General features: G+C 73.2%; 22 protein-coding genes. 4 read left to right on the plus strand and 18 right to left on the minus strand.

The features are described 5' to 3' along the window. Positions 1-5 precede the first annotated feature (5 nt). Complete coding sequence (efp, locus tag EXE57_RS03085; protein WP_135073906.1) at positions 6-569, minus strand: elongation factor P; 564 nt, start codon at positions 567-569, stop codon at positions 6-8. Between the two features lie 34 nt (positions 570-603). Continuing rightward, complete coding sequence (locus EXE57_RS03090) at positions 604-1401, minus strand: SIMPL domain-containing protein (protein ID WP_135073908.1); 798 nt, start codon at positions 1399-1401, stop codon at positions 604-606. A 77-nt stretch (positions 1402-1478) separates the two neighbouring features. On the opposite strand from EXE57_RS03090, the gene EXE57_RS03095 reads away from it, so the two are divergent. Together EXE57_RS03095 and EXE57_RS03100 are read left to right on the plus strand one after the other, a co-directional pair. After that, positions 1479-1913 (plus strand): hypothetical protein, encoded by a 435-nt coding sequence (locus tag EXE57_RS03095; protein WP_135073910.1) that lies wholly within the window; start codon positions 1479-1481, stop codon positions 1911-1913. After that, positions 1910-2212: a transcriptional regulator gene (locus EXE57_RS03100; protein ID WP_244246969.1), complete on the plus strand. Its 303-nt coding sequence runs from the start codon at positions 1910-1912 to the stop codon at positions 2210-2212. Before EXE57_RS03095 ends, EXE57_RS03100 begins: the two co-directional genes overlap by 4 nt. A gap of 5 nt (positions 2213-2217) precedes the next feature. On the opposite strand, the gene EXE57_RS20085 is transcribed toward EXE57_RS03100, so the two are convergent. The 14 genes from EXE57_RS20085 to EXE57_RS03170 all read right to left on the minus strand — a co-directional run bounded on the left by EXE57_RS20085 (position 2218) and on the right by EXE57_RS03170 (position 14986). Continuing rightward, on the minus strand, positions 2218-2760 hold the full coding sequence (locus EXE57_RS20085; RefSeq protein WP_135073914.1) for a COG4315 family predicted lipoprotein: 543 nt from the start codon (positions 2758-2760) through the stop codon (positions 2218-2220). Positions 2761-2779: 19 nt separating this feature from the next. Then, on the minus strand, positions 2780-3541 hold the full coding sequence (locus EXE57_RS03110; RefSeq protein WP_135073916.1) for a hypothetical protein: 762 nt from the start codon (positions 3539-3541) through the stop codon (positions 2780-2782). A gap of 40 nt (positions 3542-3581) precedes the next feature. Next, positions 3582-4013, minus strand: a complete 432-nt coding sequence (locus EXE57_RS03115; protein ID WP_135073918.1) for a type II 3-dehydroquinate dehydratase — start codon at positions 4011-4013, stop codon at positions 3582-3584. Beyond that, on the minus strand, positions 4010-5104 hold the full coding sequence (gene aroB, locus EXE57_RS03120) for a 3-dehydroquinate synthase (protein ID WP_135073920.1): 1095 nt from the start codon (positions 5102-5104) through the stop codon (positions 4010-4012). Before aroB ends, EXE57_RS03115 begins: the two co-directional genes overlap by 4 nt. Then, positions 5104-5625 (minus strand): shikimate kinase, encoded by a 522-nt coding sequence (locus EXE57_RS03125; protein WP_425271699.1) that lies wholly within the window; start codon positions 5623-5625, stop codon positions 5104-5106. The genes aroB and EXE57_RS03125 overlap by 1 nt, the downstream gene beginning before the upstream one ends. Continuing rightward, positions 5622-6800: a chorismate synthase gene (gene aroC, locus EXE57_RS03130; protein WP_135073922.1), complete on the minus strand. Its 1179-nt coding sequence runs from the start codon at positions 6798-6800 to the stop codon at positions 5622-5624. Before aroC ends, EXE57_RS03125 begins: the two co-directional genes overlap by 4 nt. Before the next feature lie 40 nt (positions 6801-6840). Beyond that, positions 6841-7548, minus strand: coding sequence for a prepilin peptidase (locus EXE57_RS03135; RefSeq protein WP_135073924.1), 708 nt, complete (start codon positions 7546-7548; stop codon positions 6841-6843). Then, positions 7545-8354 (minus strand): shikimate dehydrogenase, encoded by an 810-nt coding sequence (locus tag EXE57_RS03140; RefSeq protein WP_135073926.1) that lies wholly within the window; start codon positions 8352-8354, stop codon positions 7545-7547. The genes EXE57_RS03135 and EXE57_RS03140 overlap by 4 nt, the downstream gene beginning before the upstream one ends. 12 nt (positions 8355-8366) lie before the next feature. Then, positions 8367-9527, minus strand: a complete 1161-nt coding sequence (mltG, locus tag EXE57_RS03145) for an endolytic transglycosylase MltG (protein WP_135073928.1) — start codon at positions 9525-9527, stop codon at positions 8367-8369. Continuing rightward, positions 9524-9982: a Holliday junction resolvase RuvX gene (ruvX, locus tag EXE57_RS03150; RefSeq protein ID WP_135073930.1), complete on the minus strand. Its 459-nt coding sequence runs from the start codon at positions 9980-9982 to the stop codon at positions 9524-9526. The genes mltG and ruvX overlap by 4 nt, the downstream gene beginning before the upstream one ends. Positions 9983-9991: 9 nt before the next feature. Beyond that, positions 9992-12679 carry an alanine--tRNA ligase gene (gene alaS / locus EXE57_RS03155; protein WP_135073932.1) on the minus strand — a complete coding sequence of 896 codons (2688 nt, stop codon included), beginning with the start codon at positions 12677-12679 and terminating at the stop codon, positions 9992-9994. After that, positions 12679-12972 carry a DUF6167 family protein gene (locus tag EXE57_RS03160; RefSeq protein ID WP_208542949.1) on the minus strand — a complete coding sequence of 98 codons (294 nt, stop codon included), beginning with the start codon at positions 12970-12972 and terminating at the stop codon, positions 12679-12681. Before EXE57_RS03160 ends, alaS begins: the two co-directional genes overlap by 1 nt. Continuing rightward, positions 12969-13469, minus strand: coding sequence for a hypothetical protein (locus EXE57_RS03165; RefSeq protein WP_135073934.1), 501 nt, complete (start codon positions 13467-13469; stop codon positions 12969-12971). The genes EXE57_RS03160 and EXE57_RS03165 overlap by 4 nt, the downstream gene beginning before the upstream one ends. Before the next feature lie 149 nt (positions 13470-13618). Next, entirely contained in the window at positions 13619-14986 is a 1368-nt protein-coding gene (locus tag EXE57_RS03170) for a replication-associated recombination protein A (protein ID WP_425271709.1), read from the minus strand. Positions 14987-15082: 96 nt separating this feature from the next. On the opposite strand from EXE57_RS03170, the gene EXE57_RS03175 reads away from it, so the two are divergent. Beyond that, positions 15083-15583: a hypothetical protein gene (locus EXE57_RS03175; protein ID WP_135073936.1), complete on the plus strand. Its 501-nt coding sequence runs from the start codon at positions 15083-15085 to the stop codon at positions 15581-15583. A 12-nt stretch (positions 15584-15595) separates the two neighbouring features. Further along, positions 15596-18247 carry a M48 family metalloprotease gene (locus tag EXE57_RS03180; RefSeq protein WP_135073938.1) on the plus strand — a complete coding sequence of 884 codons (2652 nt, stop codon included), beginning with the start codon at positions 15596-15598 and terminating at the stop codon, positions 18245-18247. Positions 18248-18255: 8 nt separating this feature from the next. Here the strand turns inward: EXE57_RS03180 and aspS are convergent, their stop codons facing one another. Both aspS and hisS read right to left on the minus strand, forming a co-directional pair. Further along, the gene (gene aspS, locus EXE57_RS03185; RefSeq protein WP_135073940.1) at positions 18256-20031 is read right to left on the minus strand and encodes an aspartate--tRNA ligase; all 1776 of its coding nucleotides are present in this window, start codon (positions 20029-20031) and stop codon (positions 18256-18258) included. Beyond that, entirely contained in the window at positions 20028-21380 is a 1353-nt protein-coding gene (hisS, locus tag EXE57_RS03190; RefSeq protein WP_135073942.1) for a histidine--tRNA ligase, read from the minus strand. The genes aspS and hisS overlap by 4 nt, the downstream gene beginning before the upstream one ends.

Here is a 21380-nt window from a genome sequence, read left to right on the forward strand (position 1 = left end):
GGTCGTCAGCCCTTCACACGGCCGAGGTAGGAGGAGTCGCGCGTGTCGACCTTCACCTTCTCGCCCTGGGTGATGAACAGCGGCACCTGGATCTCGTGACCCGTCTGCAGGGTCGCCGGCTTCGTGCGGCCGGTCGCCGAGTCGCCGGCGAGGCCGGGCTCGGTGAAGGTGATCTCGAGCTCGACCGAGGCGGGCAGCTCGAGGTAGAGGACGCGACCCTCGTTGGTCGCCACGATCGCCTCCTGGTTCTCGAGCAGGAAGTTCTTGGCGTCACCGACGATGTCGGGGGCGATCTCGAGCTGGTCGTAGGTGCCGGTGTCCATGAAGACGTACGACGTGCCGTCGTTGTAGAGGTACTCCATCGTCCGCTTGTCGACCGAGGCGACCTCGACCTTGACGTCGGCGTTGAAGGTCTTGTCGACGGTCTTGCCGCTCTCGACGCTCTTGAGCTTGGTGCGGACCACCGCGCCGCCCTTGCCGGGCTTGTGGTGCTGGAACCAGATGACCTGCCAGAGCTGGCCGTCGAGCTTGAGCACCATGCCGTTCTTGAGGTCGTTCGTCGTCGCCATGGGGCGGAGGATATCGGGCCGCCGCGCCGGTCTCCTATTCGAAGGCCCACAACACCTCGACCCGCACGGTGAGGTCCTCCTTGCCGGCCCGGACCGGGAGCGTCGCGAGCGCGTCGAGCTCGGCGGCCTGGGCGCGGTAGGCCACGTCGCGGCTGCGGACGGGGCGGTCGCCGCCGAGCTCGCGCAGCCCCAGCACGTCGCCGAGGGACTGCCCGGTGGCGGCGGCGTACTGCTCGGCCTTGGCGGTCGCCGCCGCGACAGCCGCGTCCCGCGCCCTCGCGAGCCCGGCCTGCGGGTCGGAGACCCCGAGCCGGATGTCGCTCGCGCGGACGCCGTTGCCGCCGGTCTCGACGGCGGCGCTCACGGCCCTGCCGCCGGCGGCGAGGTCGCGGACGGTCACCCGGGCTCGCTGGGTCACCCGGTAGCCGGTGAGGACCGGCGGCCCGTAGCTCGGGTAGTCGTACTCCGGGTACATCTGCAGGGCGGTCGTCTGCACGTCGGCGGCCCGGACCCCGTGCGGCTCAAGGGCGGCCAGCACCCGCTTCATGGTGTCGCTGGAGTCGGCGAGGGCCTGGTCGAGGGCGACCTCCTGGTCGGTGACGCTCAGCGCGAAGGTCAGCTGGTCCGGCACCACCGTCGCCTCCCCCGACCCGACCATCCGCAGGGTGCGGGCGTCGCCCTCCACCGCGGGCTGGGGCGCGGCCGTCGATGCCTGGGCAGGTGCGGGGGGTGCGCCGCCTGCTCCGCCGAGGAGGTACGCGGTCACCAGCGCCAGCAGCGCCACCCCCGCCACCAGCAGTCCCCTGACGCTGACCGTGACTGTTCGCTCCATGCCTGCTGTGACGGAGCGGATCGGCGATCGGTTCCTTGATGCTTTCCGTTGCGGAAACGATCCTGTAGCTTTCCGCCATGGAAAGCCGGTCCTCACCGCAGGAGCAGCTTGACCTGCTGGTTGCCGACCGGGAAGCCCTGCGCGGGCGTGCGGCCTATCCGTTCTGGTACTGGGCCGCCTGGTCGCTGGCCTGCAACTGGTGGGGGTTGATCGCGGTGATCCCCGATCCTCCGCGCTGGTGGATCGGCCTGGGCCAGTTCCTCCTCCTCGCCGTGCTGCTCGTCGCCTCCTCCCGTCGACGGGTCAGGGTGCGTCGGCCGCCGCTGACCTGGCCCACGCTCACGGAGTGGCTGGTGGTGACCCCGCTCCTCCTGGCGCAATGCGCCCTCATCTACACCGGAATCCGCAACGACGAGCCATGGCTGATCTCCACGACCGCCGCTGTCTCGACCGTGGCGCTCGCTGCGTTCGCGCACCGCACGCAGCGGGTGGTCTTCGAGGACGAGCGGTGACCCAGGCGAAGTTCGACGCCGTCATCCACGAACCGACCCGGCTCCAGATCTGCGGGATCCTGGCGGCGGTGACCGAGGCCGAGTTCTCGACCTTGCGCGACACGATCGGCATCGCCGACTCCGTGACCAGCAAGCACCTGAAGACACTCGAGGGGGCGGGCTACGTACGGATGACCAAGCGCGGCTTCAGCGGTCGACCTCGGACGTGGGCGCGGCTGACGACGGCCGGGCGTACGGCGTTCGCCGGTCACCTCGCCGAGCTGCGTCGCCTTGCCTCGATCACCACGCCGGAGGACTGACCCGCTCAGGTCGGCAGCGCCCGCCCGTCAGCCCCGAGCGCGAGCCACAGCCCGCCGTTGAGCACCACGTCGTGGCAGAGCACCTCGCCGGGCCCCTCGTTGGCGTAGAAGTACAGCGGCCAGCCGTTGTAGGTCACCTGCCGGCTGCCGTCGCGTCGGCGTACGACGCCGAGCAGCTGGTCCTCCACGGCTCCGTCGGCGACCGGCGGCCCGTCGGTCAGCACCGGCGGCCAGGCCTCCTCGCAGGCGCCGTAGCAGGCGGGCCGGCCGTCGGCCTCCGGCTCGAAGAGGTAGACCGCCTGCCGGCGGTCGTCGAAGAGCATCTGCCCGAAGGGGCTCGGCCCCACCGTGACCACGGTGCCCGGCTCCGGCTGCTTCTCGGGCCGGGGTGAGCGGCTCGGCGACGGGCTCGGCTCCTCCGGTGACGGCGACGAGGATGCGGAGGAGGTAGGGGTCGGAGTCGGCGTTCCCGCCGCGTCGGTCGCGGACTCGGGCGCCCCGCAGGCGGTGGCCACCAGGACCAGGGCCAGCCACGCCATCCTGCTCATGGCGCCAGCGTACGAGCCATCAGGTCAGCACGGCGACGTCGCGGGCGATGTCGACCACCGCCAGCGCGAAGACGACCGCCAGCCAACCGCGGAGCACCCAGGGACCCACCGGGGAGTCGAGTGCCCGCGCCCCCGCGGCGGTCCCGCGGAGCAGACGGAGCATGAGCCAGCCGGCGACGAGCGCGAGCATGATCGGCAGCATCGGGATGAACACCACCCAGACCCCGACCCCCACGACCAGGAGCACGGTGGGAAGGGGTCGGTCGCGGGCGAGCAGCCTCTCGGAGACGAGGCTCAGCAGCGCGACGTACGTCGCCGGGACCGCCACGAAGAGCGCGACCGCCAGCCACACCGGCTCGAGCAGCCGGAAGTCGACCCCGTCGGTGTGCACCAGCCCGGCGCCGACCACGACGCCTCCGCCGATCGAGATCGACAGCAGGCGGAACCAGGGCGGCCCGATCCGCAGCCCGCGCAGCGCCACGTAGAAGGCCGCACCGAGCAGGCCCAGGAAGGTCCCGACGACGAACATCAGGTTGAGCGAGCCGCTCAGCGTGAACCGCCCCATGATGAAGCCGTCGTCGCTCGTGACCCCGTCGGCGACCGGGTTGAGCTCGACCAGGAGCAACATGGCCAGTCGCGAGAGCACGCCTGCCACCAGCCAGCCGCACACCAGACCGACCAGCGTGATCGTCGCCAGCGTGCGGGCCGCCGGCAGCGCGTCCTCACGCAGCCCCTCCGCGACTCCCCGCGGTCCTTCAGCCGTCACCGTCACGTCCGCCACCCCCCTCTTTCGTACCGGGGAGTGTGGCAGCAGCGCCCTCCTAGGTCGAGGGCTTCAGCCGCTCCAGCGCGAGACGGTAGCCGTCGATCCCGTGCCCGGCGATGGTCGCGACGGCGTACGGCTCGACGAGCGAGGTGTGCCGGAACTCCTCCGGGCGCTGCTGGGGGTCGGAGATGTGCACCTCGACCAGCGGAGCCGTCAGCTGGGCGCACGCGTCGTAGAGCGCGAGGGAGTAGTGGGTCCAGGCGGCGGCGTTGAGCACGACCGGGGTGCCGGCGTCGGCGGCCTCGTTGAGCCAGTCGAGGAGCTCGCCCTCGTGGTTGGTCTGCCGGGTCTCGACCTCCAGCCCGTGCTCGCGCCCCCAGCCCGCGCACAGCTCGACCAGCTCCGCGTACGTCGTCGTGCCGTAGATCTCCGGCTGCCGCCGGCCGAGCCTGCCCAGGTTGGGGCCGTTGAGCACCAGCACCCTCATGCCGCACCGCCTCCGATGCGTTCCCAGGCGGCGCGGAGGTCGGCCTCCGTCGGCTCGAGGACCTCCGGACTGCCGAGGCCACGGAGCACCACGAACCGGATCTGCGAGCCGCGGGCCTTCTTGTCGACCTTCATCGCCTCGTGCAGCTCGTCGAAACCGGCGTTGGCGTACGTCGTCGGCAGGCCGACCCGCTGCAGGACCGCCCGGTGGCGCGCGACACCGGCGTCGTCGAGCACGCCCGCGATCCCGGCGAGCTCGGCGGCATAGACGCAGCCGATCGCGACCGCGTCGCCGTGGCGCATCCGGTAGCCCTCGGCCCGCTCGATCGCGTGGGCCAGGGTGTGGCCGTAGTTGAGCACCTCGCGACCCACACCCCCCGCGGCCGCTGTCTCGCGGAGGTCACCCACCACGACGTCGATCTTGACCCGGATGGCACGCTCGACCAGCTCCCTCAGCACCGGCGAGCCCGGCGTGAGGTCGGCCGGGTCGGACTGCTCGACCAGCTCCAGGATCCGGGGGTCGGCGATGAAGCCGCACTTCACGACCTCCGCCAGCCCGGCGGCGAGGTCGGCGCGGGGCAGCGTGTCGAGGGCGGCCAGGTCGCAGAGCACCCCGGCCGGCTCGTGGAAGGAGCCGACGAGGTTCTTGCCGGCGGCCGTGTTGATGCCGGTCTTGCCGCCGACGGCCGCGTCGACCATGGCGAGCAGCGTCGTCGGGACGTGGACGACCCGCACGCCGCGCAGCCAGGTCGCCGCGACGAACCCGCCGACGTCGGTGACCGAGCCGCCGCCGAAGGTCACGACGGCGTCGGACCGGGTGAAGCCGTGCTCGCCCAGGGCGTCCCAGCACTCGTGGGCGACCGACGCGGTCTTGGCGGCCTCGCCGTCGGGGAGGCCGAGGGCCAGCACGTCGTGGTCGTCGACGAGCCCGTCGACGAGAGGCTGCACCCGCTCGGCCAGCGGGTCGGCGAAGAGCACGGCCACCCGTTGCACCGACTCCCCCAGCATCCCGGCGAGCCGGTCCGCGAGCCCACGGCCCACGACCACGTCGTAGGGCGACGGCCCTGCCACGTGCAGGACGGTGTCGGACATCAGGCTCCCTCCTCCAGCAGCCGCCGTACGTCGGCGGCGACCTCCTCGGGCGTCCGGCCGTCGGTGTCGACGACGTGCCTGGCGACCGCCTCGTAGACCGGGGTCCGCTCGTCGAGCAGACCCTTGATGCGGGACCGGACGTTGCCGAGCAGCAGCGGCCGGCCGACCCCGAGCCCGACGCGCTTGACCGCGTCGGACAGCCCGACCCGCAGGAAGACCACGCGGTGGCCGGCCAGCAGCCGCCGGGTCCTCTCGTCGAGCACCGCCCCGCCGCCGAGAGCGAGCACGCCGTCGTGGTCGGCGAGCGCCTCGGCGACCGCGGCGGCCTCGAGCACCCGGAAGTGGTCCTCGCCGTCGTCGACGAAGATGTCGGAGATGCTGCGGCCCTCGGCGGCCTCGATGTCGGTGTCGGTGTCGCGGACCGGGACGCCCCACGCGTCGCCGAGCAGCCCGGCGACGGTCGTCTTGCCCGCCCCCATCGGCCCGACCAGCACGACCCTCGGGCCGCCCGCCGGGGTCACCGGTACCTCAGCGTGTCCAGGTAGCTCTCGGCGTTGCGACGGGTCTCCATCACCGAGTCGCCGCCGAACTTCTCGACGACCGCGTCGGCGAGCACCAGCGCCACCATCGCCTCCGCGACGATCCCGGCCGCGGGGACGGCGCAGACGTCGGAGCGCTGGTGGTGGGCCCTGGTCTCCTCGCCCGTGGCGACGTCGACGGTGCGCAGCGCCCGCGGCACGGTCGCGATCGGCTTCATGGCCGCACGGACGCGGAGCACCTCCCCGGTGGACATGCCACCCTCGGTGCCGCCCGAGCGGCCCGACGTACGGCGCAGGCCCTCGTCGGTCGGGACGATCTCGTCGTGGGCCTGCGAGCCGGGCGTCGCCGCCAGCTCGAAGCCGTCACCGACCTCCACGCCCTTGATCGCCTGGATGCCCATCAGCGCGCCGGCGAGACGGGAGTCGAGGCGACGGTCCCAGTGGACGTGCGACCCGAGGCCCGGCGGCAGCCCGTGGACGACCACCTCGACGACCCCGCCGAGGGTGTCGCCCTCCTGGTGGGCGCGGTCGATGGCGGCCACCATCTCGGCGCTGGCCTCGGGGTCGAGGCAGCGGACGGGGTCCTCGTCGAGCCGGGCCACGTCGTCGGGTCCGGGCACGACGCCCGACGGCGCGGGCACCCCGCCGAGCTCCACGACGTGGGAGACGACGCTCGCCCCGACCGCCTGCTCGAGGAAGTTGCTCGCGACCCTGCCCAGCGCCACCCGGGCTGCGGTCTCGCGTGCCGAGGCGCGCTCGAGCACCGGGCGGGCCTCGTCGAAGGCGTACTTCTGCATGCCGACCAGGTCGGCGTGCCCGGGCCGGGGGCGGGTGAGGGCGGCGTTGCGGGCCAGCGCCTCGAGCTCGACGGGGTCGACGGGGTCGGCGGACATCACCTTCTCCCACTTCGGCCACTCGGTGTTGCCGATCGTGATCGCGACCGGACCACCCTGGCTCCGGCCGTGCCGGACGCCCCCGGTGATGGTGACCTCGTCCTGCTCGAACTTCATCCGGGCGCCGCGGCCGTAGCCGAGGCGGCGGCGGGCGAGGGCGTCGACGAGGTCGTCGGAGGTCACCTCGACATGGGCGGGCAGCCCCTCGAGGATCGCGACCAGGGAGGGGCCGTGGGACTCACCCGCGGTCAACCAGCGCAGCATGGGCCCAGTCTTTCACGCTCCCTCCGCGCGGCTGCGCGGGTCAGCCCCAGCCGAGATACGAGGCGACCCACGGCCCGGTGAGCACCCCCACCAGCGCCCCGAGCACCATGAACGGCCCGAACGGGTAGGCGGCGCGGAGCAGCCGGCGGTCCCGGCGCACGACGGCCAGGACCAGCCCGGGGATGCCGAAGACGAGGAACCCGGAGTAGACGCCGACCGCCAGCTCGCCCCAGCCGAGGTGGCCCAGCGCGATGCCGAGCAGCGCAGCGAGGCGGACGTCGCCGAAGCCCATGCCGGCCGAGTGGACGAACCACAGCACCCAGAAGAGCGACCGGGCGATGACCAGGCCCAGGCCGGCCCGGACGAGGTCGTCGGTGTCGCCGGTGACGCCCCAGCCGGCGAGCGCGGCGACCACGGCGAACGCCGTCGCCGGGAGCACCAGCCGCGACGGCAGCAGCTTGGTGTGCCAGTCGACGACCGACAGCGCGGCCAGGACCGGGACGAGCAGCACCAGCACCGCCAGCCACCAGTCGCGACCGACCGAGGCACCCAGCAGACCGCCGGCGAGCGTGCACGCGAGCGCGGCGCGCCAGGCCAGGCCGGGACGGGCGCCGATCTCGGCGTACGGCGGCTTGGGCTCGGCGTCCTCGGCGAGGTCGGGCTCGGGCAGGAGCGCGATCAGCCGCGGGACCAGCAGCCCACCGAGGCCGGCCGCGAGCGCGGCGCCCAGGACGATCGTCGGGGTCACGCGCTGCTCCCCCGGGCGGCCAGTGCCGCCTCCCCCGCCCGACGCATCTCCGCGAGGGGCGCCGGCTCCCCGGTGAACAGGGTCAGCTGGAGGGCAGCCTGGTGGACGAGCAGGTCGAGTCCGGAGACCAGGACCCGACCGGCTGCGGCGGCGGCGAGCGGGGTGGGCCACGGGTCGTAGAGCACCTCGAAGACCACCGGCGCGGCCGCGCAGCGGCTGACCAGCTCCGCGTCCTGGGCCGACACGGGCACCGTGGAGACCACGACCTCGCCGACCACCGCATCACCGAGGTCGCCGACCTCCACGTCCGGGGCGGAGGGGTGCCGGCCGATGGCGGCGGCCGTCTCGGCGGCACGCGCGGCCGAGCGGACCAGCAGCCGGACCGAGGTGGCCCCGAGGTCGCACATCGCCAGTGCCGCCGACGCCGCCGTGGCGCCGCCGCCGAGCACCGTCACGGTCGCGACCGGTCCGTCCCAACGCTCGCGCACGGCGGCCGCCGCCCCGGGCAGGTCGGTGTTGTCCGCGGTCCAGCTCCCGTCCCTCCGCAGCAGGGTGTTGGCACCGCCGGCCAGACGTGCCCGGTCGGTGACCACGTCCCCGAGCGCCAGCGCCTCCCGCTTGAGCGGTGCGGTGACCGAGAGCCCGCGCCACGTCTCGTCGAGACCCGCCACGAACCCCGCGAGCCCGCCCGCCACGACCCGGTGGGCGTCGTAGGCCCAGTCCAGGCCGACGGCGGCGTACGCCGCCCGGTGGAGGATCGGCGACAGCGAGTGCCCGATGGGGTCACCGACGACGGCGCAGCGCATGGTCCGGCCGCCTCAGCAGGCGTCGGAGGTCTCGCAGTAGGCCTCGAACTCCGCGTCGTAGGTGAGGAACTCGTCGTAGGTCTCCGCGAACTTCGTCTCGCCCGTCCGGAGGTTGACCGTGACGTAGTAGTACCAGTCGCCCGCGGTCGGGTTGCCCGCCGCTGCGATGGCCGCGTCACCCGGGGCCTCGATCGGTCCCGGGGGCAGCCCCTCGCTGACGTAGGTGTTGTAGGGCGACTCGAAGGCGCGGTCCTCCGGGGAGATCGCGAAGCCGAGGTCGCGGTCGAGGGCGTAGTTGATGGTCGCGTCGATCTGGAGCAGCCCCACCGTGCCGGCGGTGCCGGGGTTCTCGATGCGGTTGTAGATCACCCGGGCGACCTTGCCGCGGTCCTCCTCACGGCTGGCCTCGGCCTCGATCAGGCTGGCGACCGTCATCAGCTCGTGGGGGGTGTAGCCGAGCTCGGCGGCCGCCCCCTCGAGGTCGTTCTCGTCCGCGGCCTGCTGCCAGCGCTCGACCATGGTGCGCAGGATCGAGGTGGGGGTCTCCTTCGGGCCGAAGTCGTAGGTCGACGGGAAGAGGTAGCCCTCCGCGTTGCCCTCGGCGTAGTCGGGGAGGCCGATCTTCGCGGGGTTGTCGAGCACCTTGCGGTACTGGGCGGCGGAGAAGTCGGTCTCCTTGGCGAGGACCTCGATGATGTCGTCCACGCGCAGCCCCTCCGGCACGGTGACGGAGTTGCGGAGGATGTTCTCGGGATCGACCAGGACGTCCACGGCGTCGGCCGCGGCCATCTGCTTCTTCATCTGGTAGAAGCCGACCTGGATCGCGTTGGCGGCCTCGCCCTCGGCGGTGGCGGCGTTGAGGAAGGCCTGGACGGACGCGACCACTCCCGCGTTCTTGAGCCCGCGGCCCATCTCGGCGACGGAGTCACCCTCCTGCACCTCGAAGACGACCTTGCCGCGACCGGGCCCGGCGAAGTCCTCCGGGTCGGCGAACTGGTCGCGGATCAGGTCCACGCCCTTGCTCACCGCGAAGTAGAGACCGCCCACCACGATCGCGAGCGCCACGAGGACGGCGAGGCAGCCCGGGAGGCTGCGTCGCTTCTTGCGTCGGCGCGCACCGCCTTCGTAGTACTCCTCCTCGGGAGTCTCCGCCTGCTGGTCGATCTCGCTCATCCATCCCTCTCGACGGGTTCCCCGGGGGGCACTCCCGTGGCACGTTCGGTGTCCAGTGCGTGCTGAAGGATCATCACGGCGGCGGCCTGGTCGACGACGGCCCGACGCTGCTGTCCCTTCTTCCCCCGGTCGCGCAGCATAGCCTCAGCGGAAACCGTCGTCAGACGCTCGTCGACCAGACGCACCGTCACCGGGTCGACCCGCTGGGCCAGCCGACCCGCGAAGTCCCTCACCTTGGCCGCCGCAGGGCCCTCCCCGCCCGAGAGCGAGCGGGGCAGCCCGACGACCACCTCGACCGCCTCCTCCTCGTGGACCAGGCGCGCGATCCGGGCCAGGTCGCCCTTGCCCCGCCGCACGGTCTCGACCGGCGTGGCCAGGAAGCCCGTCGGGTCGCTCCGCGCGACGCCGATGCGGGCGTCACCGGGATCGATCCCGAGCCGTACGCCGTGGCGCATCAAGCCGTCCTAGGCGCCGACAGTGCGGCCGACCTCGGTCGGGACGAGGGCGAGCGCCTCGTCGATCCGGGAGGTGTCGCTGCCGCCGCCCTGGGCGACGTCGTCCTTCCCGCCGCCACGACCACCGACGAGCGGACCGATCGCGCCCACGAGCGCGTTGGCGCTGAGCCCACGCCCCCGGGCGGCGTCGTTGACCGCCGCGACGACCGCGACCTTGCCGGCGCCCCCCTCGTCCTGCAGAGTGCCGATCACGACCACCACGCCGGGCTGGTCGGCAGGCAGCCGACCGCGCACGTCCAGCGCCAGCTGGCGGACGTCGCCGCCCCCGGCGCCGGAGGCGCGGTGCGCGACGACCTTGACGCCGGCCACGTCGGCCGCGGCCTCGGCCAGCTGGGCGCCGGCGCCGAGCAGCTGCTGGACGCGTACCTTCTCGATCTCCTTCTCGGCGACCCGGAGCTTCTCGACGATGTCGTGGACGCGCTCGGGCAGCTGCTCGGGACGGACCTTGAGCGCCTCGGAGAGCTGGGCGACCAGGACGTGCTCGCGGGCGAGGAACTGGTAGGCGTCGCCGCCGACCAGGGCCTCGACCCGGCGTACGCCCGAGCCGATCGACGACTCGCCGAGCAGCTTGATGACGCCCAGCTGGCCCGAGCGGCCTGCGTGGGTGCCGCCGCAGAGCTCGCGGGCCCAGTCGCCGACCGAGATCACCCGCACCTGGTCGCCGTACTTCTCACCGAAGAGGGCCATCGCCCCCGACTTGACCGCCTCCTCCTGCGTCATCAGCTCGGCGTGGACCGACAGGTCGTCGAGCACGAGCGCGTTGACGCGCGCCTCGACGTCGGCCATCACCGAGGCCGGGACGGACCCGGTGGCGGAGAAGTCGAACCGGAACCGGCCCGGGCTGTTCTCCGAACCCGCCTGGGTCGCGGTCTCGCCGAGCGCCTCCCGGAAGGCCTTGTGGACCATGTGGGTCGCGGTGTGGGAGCGCGAGATCGAGCGCCGCCGCTCGACGTCGACGAGCGACTGGGCGCCCACGCCGAGCGCCACCTCGCCCGAGAGCACCTTCGCCTGGTGGACGATCAGGCCGCTGATCGGCGACTGGACGTCGCGCACCTCGATCCGGGCGCCGTTCTCGAGCTCGATCACGCCCTGGTCGGCGAGCTGGCCGCCGCCCTCGGCGTAGAAGGGTGTCCGGTCGAGGACCAGCTCGACCTCGTCGCCCTCGCGCGCGGACTCCACGGCGCCGCCGGCCGAGACGATGCCGCGCACCGAGCCCTCGGACACGACCTCGGCGTAGCCGGTGAACTCCACGGAGCGGCCCATGCCGTCCGCGATCGCGCGGTAGGCGCTGGCGTCGCGGTGCTGGCCCTTCTTGGCACGCGCGTCGGCCTTGGCGCGGTCGCGCTGCTCGGTCATCAGCCGCCGGAAGCCCTCCTCGTCGACGCTGAGGCCCTGCTCGGACGCCATCTCGAGGGTGAGGTCGATCGGGAAGCCGTAGGTGTCGTGGAGGCTGAACGCCTTGGCCCCGGAGAGCTGGGCGCCGCCCGACTGCTTCACCTCGGTGGTCGCGAGGTCGAAGATCGCGGTGCCGGCGCGCAGGGTCTGCCGGAAGGTGTCCTCCTCGGCGTACGCGATGGTCGAGATCCGCTCCCAGTCGCGGTGGAGGTCGGCGTACGTCTCCGCCATCCGGTCGCGGGAGATCGGCAGCAGCTCGGGCAGCGCGCGGTCCTCGAAGCCGAGCAGCCGCATCGAGCGGACGGCACGCCGCAGCAGCCGGCGCAGGACGTAGCCGCGGGCCTCGTTGCCGGGCGAGACGCCGTCGCTGATCAGCATCATCGAGGAGCGGACGTGGTCGGCGACGACGCGGAACCGGACGTCGTCGGTGTGGTCGGCGCCGTAGCGACGTCCGGTCAGCTCCATCGCCTTCTCGATGACGGGGAACATGACGTCGATCTCGTACATGTTCTCGACGCCCTGGGTCAGGAAGGCGACCCGCTCGAGGCCCATGCCGGTGTCGATGTTCTTCTTCGGCAGCGAGCCGGAGATGTCGAAGTCCTCCTTGGACCTCACCGCGCTGAGCTCGTCCTGCATGAAGACGAGGTTCCAGAACTCGAGGTAGCGGTCCTCGGCGGAGAAGTCGCCGTCCGGGCCGTACGCAGGACCGCGGTCGTAGAGGATCTCCGAGCACGGCCCACCCGGCCCGGGCACGCCCATGGACCAGTAGTTCTCCTTGGGGCCGAGCCGGATGATCCGGTCGTCGGGCAGCCCGGTGACCTTCTTCCAGAGCCCGAGCGCCTCGTCGTCACCGTCGAGGATGGAGGGGTAGAGCCGGCCCTCCTCGAACCCCCAGCCGCCGTCGTCCCGCGACTTCGTCACGAGGTCCCACGCGAGCTCGATGGCCCCTTCCTTGAAGTAGTCGCCGAAGGAGAAGTTCCCGCACATCTCGAAGAAGGTGCCGTGGCGGGTGGTCTTGCCGACGTCCTCGATGTCGGGGGTGCGCACGCACTTCTGGACGCTGACCGCCCGGTCGTAGGGCGGGGTCTCCTGGCCGAGGAAGTACGGCTTGAAGGGCACCATGCCGGCGTTCACGAAGAGCAGGTTGGGGTCGTCGAGCAGCAACGACGCCGAGGCGACCGGGGTGTGGCCGGCGCGCTCGAAGTGGGCCGTGAACCGGCGGCGGATCTCCGCGGTGTCCATCAGGTGGTGACCTCTCCAGTCTCTTGGGGGGTGGAGCGCTCGGAAGGGGAGCGTCCCGGTGTGGGCAGCTGTGGTGTCCCATGAGGCAGGACGCCGAAGCGCTCCCGCAACTCGGTTTCGCGGTCGGCGGCACCCTGGGCGACCTCGTCGCGGAAGAGCCGGGCGCCGAGGAACAACGCGTTGAACCGGTCCTGGAGCCCGTCGGCGGTGAACGCCTCCGCAGCGCGGCGGCCCCGCACCATGCCGTAGATCCCCGCGCCGGCGCCGGCGACGAACCAGAGCCCGCGGCTCATGCCGACTCCTTGACGTCGTCGTCGGTGAGCTGTTCGCGCTGCCGCGCCTGCCACTCGCGGTGGGCGGCGCGCATCTCGGTCCGACGCTGCTTGCGCGCTCGCTTGACCTCGCGCTTCATCTCGAAGCGGATCCGGTGGCGTGCCTCGGGAGCCAGCGCCCGGCGTACGCCGTGGGCCAGCGAGCCGAGCCTGATGACGCTCTCCCGCAGCACCAGGTCGGCGAAGACCGCGCGCTCCAGCTGCACCGGCTCCGACGGCTCGTTGGTGGCTGCTCCCGGCTCGAGACCACCGACGCTGGTGATCCGGAACTCCTGCTCGTCGGCCATCGGCCGGCTCCGCTCGAGCTCCAGCCGGTCGAGCCGGCGACGGAGCTCCTCGGCCTCGGCCCGGGCCAGGTCCAGCTCGCGGGTCGTCCGGGCGCGGAGGCGGGCCAGCGCCACCAGCAGGCCGAGCGCGACCAGCGCCAGCCCACCGAGCACGAGCCACTCCCACGTCATGGGGTCCGACCCTATCGGGCGATTCGCGGGCGGTCCGGTCTGGTGGGCCTTGTGCGTAGTCCCCGGATCTTCGGTCGCTGATCGTCACCGGAGACGACACGAGGTTCGGGGAGTACCCGCCCGGCGCCCAGCCGCCCAGGCACCGTGACCTACTCGCCCCGCACCAGCTTGCGGATCCGGTCCCACCGCTCGGCGACGGCGGCCTCGGCGCCCAGGGTGGTGGGTTGGTAGTACCGCGCGCCGGACACCGCGTCGGGGGCGTACTGCTGGGTGGCGATGCCGTACGGCGCGTCGTGGCTGTAGACGTACCCCTTGCCGTGGCCGAGGTCGCCGGCCCCGCCGTAGTGGGCGTCGCGCAGGTGGGCCGGCACCGTGCCGATCTTGCCCGCCCGGACGTCCGCCATCGCCTGGTCGATCGCCTTGATCACGGCGTTCGACTTCGGAGCGACCGAGAGCGCGATGGTCGCCTGGGCGAGGTTGATCCGCGCCTCGGGCATGCCGATCAGCTGCACGGCCTGCGCGGCCGCCACGGCGGTCTGGAGCACGGTCGGGTCGGCGAGCCCGACGTCCTCGCTGGCGTGGACGACCAGGCGGCGCGCGATGAAGCGCGGGTCCTCCCCCGCCTCGATCATCCGCGCCAGGTAGTGCAGCGCCGCGTCGGCGTCGGATCCCCGCATCGACTTGATCCACGCACTGACCACGTCGTAGTGCTGGTCCCCCTGGCGGTCGTAGCGCACGGCCGCCTGGTCGACGGCCGCCTCCGCCGACTCCAGGTCGATCGTCGCGGCACCACGGGCACCGGCGGCCCGGGCTGCCGCCTCGAGGTAGGTCAAGGAGCGACGGGCGTCGCCACCGGCCAGTCGTACGAGGTGCTCGCGGGCGTCCTCGTCGAGCTGGTACTCCGCCGCCAGCCCCCGCTCGTCGACCAGCGCGTTCTCCATCACGGCCCGGACGCCGTCGTCGGTCAGCGGCTGCAGCCGCAGCAGCAGGCTCCGGGACAGCAACGGCGAGATCACCGAGAAGAACGGGTTCTCCGTCGTGGCCGCCACCAGCGTGACCCAGCGGTTCTCGACCCCCGGCAGCAGCGCGTCCTGCTGCGCCTTGCTGAAGCGGTGCACCTCGTCGACGAACAGCACCGTCTCGCTGCCGCCCCGGCTCAGCTCCGCGCGGGCCGCGTCGATCGCGGCGCGCACCTCCTTCACGCCCGCCGACACCGCCGAGACCTCGACGAACCGGCGGTCGGTCTGCTGGCTCACGATGGCGGCGATCGTGGTCTTGCCGGTCCCCGGCGGCCCCCAGAGCAGCAAGGAGGTGGCCTGGTCGCCCTCGATCAGCTGCCGCAACGGCGAGCCGGGGGCCCGCAGCTGCTCCTGCCCGACGAGCTCGTCGAGCGTCCGGGGTCGCATCCGTACCGGCAACGGCGCCGAGGAGTGGGTGTTGACGCCGAGCGATCCGCTCCCGGGTCCCTGGCGGGAGTCCGGCACGCCCGGGACGTCGAAGAGGCCTTCCACGACCAGCAGCCTACGAGGCTCGCGCGCCACGGCCCGCGGTGGGACACTCGAGGAGCGACCCGCTCGGGGCCGCCACAGCGACACACCACGGAGGTGGTGCTCGTGGCAGCCGAGATTCCCCCCGTCGACCCCGCCCGTGACGAGGACCTGGTGCGCGACTTCGCGCGGACGGTGCTCGAGCAGGCCGCTCCCGAGGAGCTCGTCCTCTTCGACCAGACCGCCGCCGACTACTTCCGCGACCCCGACGCCGTCCTCGACCCCGCCCGCCGCGACGAGTCCGTCGGCTTCGGCCTCGACCTGGCCCTGCTCACGCCGTACGTGCTGGCCGTCGCGACGCCGGTCCTGGCGTTCCTCGTCCAGACGGTGGCCACCACCGCCAAGGCCGAGGCGACGCCGGTCATCACGGACCTGGTCCGGCGGCTGTTCCGGGCCGGCCGGAGCGAGGAGCCGAAGGACGCCCCGACCGTGCCGCCGGTCACCCCCGAGCAGGCACGACGGGTCCGCGAGGTCGCCCTGGCCCGAGCCAGCGACCTGGGCCTGCCCGAGGACCAGGCGCGCCTGCTCGCGGACTCCGTCGTCGGCGGCCTGGTCACCGCCGCCTGACACCGCCGCGCCATGGTCGCCGAGACCCGCCCCCCGGACGCTCCGGAGGGCGCCCGCCCCGACGTGCTCGGCTATCCCAGCCCCACGACGTCGCGCTACCTCGTCTTCGTGGCCGCACTGCTCGCATCGGGCCTGTTCGTGGGCAACTACGTCCACACCATGGTGTGGGGCGACTCGTGGCAGGAGACGGTGGCGGTCTGCCTCAACCGCACCAGCGGCCTCGAGACCTCCACCGACCTGGTCACGAGCAGCCGTGCCTTCAGCGCCTGCACCGCCGACGTCGAGCGCACCCGCGCCGCGGTGACGGCCCTGGGTGCGGTCACGGTCGCGGCCGCCGCCGTCGCCCTGATGTGGCTGGCACCACTGGTGGTCGTACGCCGGCGTCGACTGCGGCCGTTCCCGCCCGCGCTCGGGGGCGCGGCCGAACGGTTCGCCGCCCTGGCCGGTGCCGCCGGCGTCACGGCGCGCGTGGTCCCCGTGCTCGGCGCGACCGACCAGCGGGACGGCTTCACGTTCGGAGCACCCGGCCACTACCGCGTGGCGCTTCCGCCCGCGGCGGCCGTGCGCTGGCGCGACCCGGCCGTCTTCGACCCCCTGGTGGCCCACGAGCTGGCGCACGTCCGGCACCGGGACGTCCCGCTCGCCTGGTTGACCCGCCTCGTGTGGTGGGCGCTGGCCCCGCTGCTGGCACTGCCCGTCGTCGTCGGCCTCGTGGTGCAGGACTACTCGATCCTGGGCAGCTACGTGTGGCGGGTCGGCCTGCTGGTCGTGGTCGTCGCGCTGCTCTCCAGCCAGCTCCTGCGCACCCGTGAGCACGACGCCGACCTGCGCGCCGCCCAGCTCCTCGACGGGCCCGACGCCGTCCTGGGGCTCGTACGCCGGCTGCGCCCGCACACCGGGTCGACGCTCGGCCGCCTGCTGGCGAAGCATCCCGATCCCCCGAGAAGGGTGGCCGCCCTGGAGGCGCCCACCCTCGTCACCCGGACCGGACTGCTCGACGGCCTCACCGGCGGGTTCCTGTCCGCCGCCGCGCTACCGCTCCTGGTGGCTGCCCTCACCCCTGCACTCGCCGGCTCCGGGCAGGTGGTCGTCGGCTACCTGCTCGCCGCTGCCCTCCTCGGCCCGATGCTGGCCGGCTCCGTCGGACTCGGCGTGTGGCGGGCGATCCTCTACGGGGTCCTCGAGGAGCGGCCCGTGTCGACGACGGGGGTGGCGGTCGGCACCGGCGTCGGGCTGGTCCTGGGCCAGGCGGTCTCGCTGCAGCAGGCGGGCATCGGGACGCTCACCGGGGTGGACGCCCCCGGCTGGCTGCTCGTCACCGGTTTGGCCGGCGGTGGCGCGGTGCTCGTCAGCGCGGGGCTCGCCCACCTGTGGGCCGACGCCGCCCCCCGCGTCCCGCGCGCCCGGCCGGCCTGGCTGGTCGCGCTGGTCGTGAACTCGCTGCTGTTCAGCACCGTGCTGTGGGCCTGCAGCGTCTTCCAGAGCGCCGTCGACCTCGGCGGCTGGGCGCTCGGGCGCGAGGCACTGATGTCGACGCTGTCCCCCTGGTGGGCCGTCGCGGTCGTCGGGGTGCTGGCCGTCGCGGCGGCGGCTGCGATGGGCCTGCGCCCCGGCGGTCGCCCCGCCCCCCGCTGGCTGGTGGAGGGCGAGGCGACGGCGTGGCCCGAGGCGCCCTCGCTCGCGGTCCGGACGCTCCTGGTCGGCGCGCTGGCCGGCTCCGCGGCCGCCACGACGGTCGTGGCCTACCGGGTCGCCGCCGGCCCCGCGGCGAGCGACCAGGCCACGCTCCAGCGGTTCCTGGCCTACCAGTGGTCGGCCGCACTCAGTGCTGCGGCGGTGCTGGTGGCGCTGGTGCTCGCCGCACGGACCCGTGGCGCCGGTGCGGCGCTGCTGGGCGCCCCGGTGGCGGTGCTCTGCGCGCTCCTGGGCTTCATGACCCTCAACACCGCCCTCGGCGGGCCGGTCGACGGCCGGCTGGCCGCCGAGTTCCTGCGTCCCGCGGCGGTGCTGGGGTTCTACGCGTGCCTGCTCACGGCTCCGGTCGCCGCGCTGGTCGCCTCGGCCGTACGTCGCCGCCGGCCGGACGCGTCACCGGCGCCCCGACCGCTCCCGCTGCTGGCGCTGGCGCTCTGCCTACCCCTGGCCCTGGCCGGGGGCGCGACGGCGGTCGCAGGACGTGACGTGCTGGTCGGCCCCGCGGATCCCGCCGGCCTGCTGACCGTGGCCGACCCCACCGCCGATGAGCGGCCGGAGGCGCTCCGGACCGAGCTGGTCGCGTACGAGTCGGAGACCGTGCCGCAGCTGCTGGACACCTATGCCCGGGCCGCGGCTCAGGCCCAGCAGATCACGGCCGACCCGAACCTGGACGACACCACCCGCGCGGCCTCGATGGAGGCGCTGGTCGTGGCTCCGCTGGCCGATCTCTCCGAGCAGCTCGGTGAGGTCGCGCTCGGCGACGAGCGCCTCGTCGCGGCACACCGGGAGGCGCAGCTCGGGGTCGAGACAGCGATCACCCGGTTCCGGCTGTGGGGCGACGCCGGACCCTCCCCCGACCAGGCCACGCTCGCCGAGCTGCGCTCCCTGCAGGTGCAGGAGGCGCAGCACTGGCAGCGCTGGTCCGACCAGCGGCAGGCCCTCCTCGACGAGGTCCTCGGGAGCTCCTGAGGCCGTCCTCAGCCCTCGGCGCCAGCCTCGCGGGGAGCGGGCTCGGCGTCCACACCGGCCTCCTTGCGCTGCTCGGGCGTGATCGCCGCCGGCGCCGCGGTCAGCGGGTCGAACCCGCCGCCGGACTTGGGGAAGGCGATGACGTCGCGGATCGAGTCGGTGCCGGCGAGCAGCGCCACGATCCGGTCCCACCCGAAGGCGATGCCGCCGTGCGGCGGGGCGCCGTACTTGAAGGCGTCGAGCAGGAAGCCGAACTTCTCCTGCGCCTCGTCGGCACCCAGGCCCATGACCTCGAAGACCCGCTTCTGCACGTCCTCGCGGTGAATACGGATCGACCCGCCGCCGATCTCGTTGCCGTTGCAGACGATGTCGTAGGCCCAGGCGAGCGCCTCGCCCGGCTGGGAGTCGAAGGTCTCGACGTCCTGCGGCGAGGTGAACGCGTGGTGCACCGCCGTCCAGGCACCGCTGCCCACGGCCACGTCCCCGGCAGCGGTGGCGTCACCCGTCGGCTCGAAGAGCGGCGCGTCGACGACCCACACGAACGACCAGGCGCTCTCGTCGATCAGGCCGCAGCGCCGACCGATCTCCAGCCGCGCCGCCCCGAGCAGGGCCCGGCTCGACTTCACGGCGCCGGCACCGAAGAAGATGCAGTCGCCGGGCTGCGCCCCCACGTGGGCGGCGATCCCGGCCTTCTCCTCGTCGGTGATGTTCTTGGCGACGGGCCCGGTGAGCTCGCCGTCCTCCTGCACCAGGACGTACGCCAGCCCGCGCGCGCCGCGCTGCTTGGCCCACTCCTGCCAGGCGTCGAGCTGCTTGCGGGGCTGCGACGCCCCGCCCGGCATCACGACGGCGCCGACGTAGTCGGCCTGGAAGACCCGGAACGGGGTGTTCGCGAAGTACGCCGTGCAGTCGACGAGCTCCTGGCCCATCCGCAGGTCGGGCTTGTCCGAGCCGTAGCGGGCCATCGAGTCGGCGTAGGTGATCCGCGGGATCGGGGTGGTGATCTCGTGGCCGGCGAGCCGCCACAGCGCGGTCAAGATCTCCTCGGACAGCGCGATCACGTCGTCCTGCTCGACGAAGCTCATCTCGATGTCGAGCTGGGTGAACTCCGGCTGACGGTCGGCCCGGAAGTCCTCGTCGCGGTAGCAGCGGGCGATCTGGAAGTAGCGCTCCATGCCGGCCACCATGAGCAGCTGCTTGAACAGCTGCGGGCTCTGCGGGAGGGCGTACCAGCTGCCGGGCTGCAGCCGTGCCGGCACCAGGAAGTCGCGCGCGCCCTCGGGGGTCGAGCGCGTCAGCGTCGGGGTCTCGATCTCGACGAAGCCGTGGCCGTCGAGGACGTCCCGCGCGGCCTTGTTGACCTTGCTCCGGAGCCGGAGCGCAGCGGCAGGGCCGGGGCGACGCAGGTCGAGGTAGCGGTGCTTGAGCCGCGCCTCCTCCCCCACCTCCACGTGCTCGTCGATGGGGAACGGCAGCGCCGCCGCCGCGCTGAGCACCTCGACGTCGGTGGCGACGACCTCGATCTCGCCGGTGGGGATGTTGGGGTTGGCGTTGCCCTCGGGGCGCTTGCCGACCTCCCCGGTGACCTTGAGGCAGAACTCGCTGCGCAGGCTGTGGGCGACGGCCTCGTCGCGCACGACGACCTGCACCACGCCGCTGGCCTCACGGAGGTCCAGGAACGCGACGCCGCCGTGGTCGCGGCGGCGCGCGACCCAGCCGGCCAGGGTGACGGTCTCTCCGACGTTGGCGGCACTCAACGTGCCGGCGTCGTGGGTGCGGATCACTGCTGCTCCTCGGTGGTGACGATGGTCGGACGGAGGTCCTCGGCCGGGGGTGACCAGGTGTCGGGATCGGCGGCGACCTGGTCGCCACTGCGGATGTCCTTCACCTCGTGGCCCTCTCCCCCGGCCACGGGGAGGAACCAGACGTAGGGGATGCCGCGCCGCTCGGCGAAGCGGATCTGCTTGCCGAACTTCTGCGGCGCCGGGGCGACCTCGCAGGGGATGCCGCGGGCCCGCAGCGAGCGGGCGACGGACTCGCTCGCGGGACGCGCGTCCTCGTCGGTGAGCGCCACCAGCACGGCGCTCGGGACCGGCCGGCTCCCGGAGAGCACGCCGTCGGCGATCAGCGGGACGAGCGTGCGGGAGACGCCGAACGACACGCCCACTCCCGGGTACGTCGTCCTGCCGTCGCTCGCGAGAGCGTCGTACCGGCCCCCGCCGCCGACGGACTTCAGCCGCTCGTAACCGCTCATGAAGATCTCGACCACGGTGCCCGTGTAGTAGTCCAGCCCGCGCGCGATCCGCAGGTTCGCCTCGACGCTCACACCACCGTGGGCTCCGGCGGCGCACCCCTCGACGACGGCGGCCAGCTCGGCCAGGCCCTCGTCGAGCAGCTCGTCCTCGACGCCCAGCGCCCGGACCCGCTCCACGAACGAGGTGTCGGGGACCCGGATGGTCGCCAGGTCCAGGCAGCGCTGCGCCTGCTCGGGCGTGGCCCCGACCCGCTCGACGAGCTGGGTGGCGACCTCCTCGGCCGGCAGCTTGTCGAGCTTGTCGATGACCCGGATCGCCTCGGTGACGTCGGCGATGCCGAGACCGCGGTAGAAGCCCTGGATCAGCTTGCGGTTGTTGAACTGGAAGGAGACCGGCGGCAGCGGCAGCGCGGCCAGCGCCGCCACCATCACGCCCATCACCTCGACGTCGTGGTGGAAGGGCAGCACGTCACGGCCGACGATGTCGACGTCGGCCTGCGTGAACTGGCGGTAGCGACCCTCCTGCGGGCGCTCGCCGCGCCAGGCCGGCTGGACCTGGAACCGGCGGAACGGGAACTCGAGGTGACCCGCGTGCTCCAGCACGTAGCGGGCGAAGGGCACCGTGAGGTCGAAGTGGAGGCCCAGACCGGTGTCGTCGCCCGCGTCCTCGGCCTGGAGCCGTCGCAGGACGTAGATCTCCTTGTCGATCTCGCCGCCCTTGGCGAGCCGGTCGAGCGGCTCCACGACCCGGGTCTCGATGTTGGCGAAACCGTGCAGCTCGAAGGTGCGCGAGAGCGAGGCGATCACCTCGCGCTCGACGGCGCGCTGCGAGGGCAGCAGCTCGGGGAACCCGCTCAGCGGGCTGATCCTGGTGGCCAT

It is taken from the genome of Nocardioides euryhalodurans (assembly GCF_004564375.1).
Taxonomy (GTDB): Bacteria; Actinomycetota; Actinomycetes; order Propionibacteriales; family Nocardioidaceae; genus Nocardioides; species Nocardioides euryhalodurans.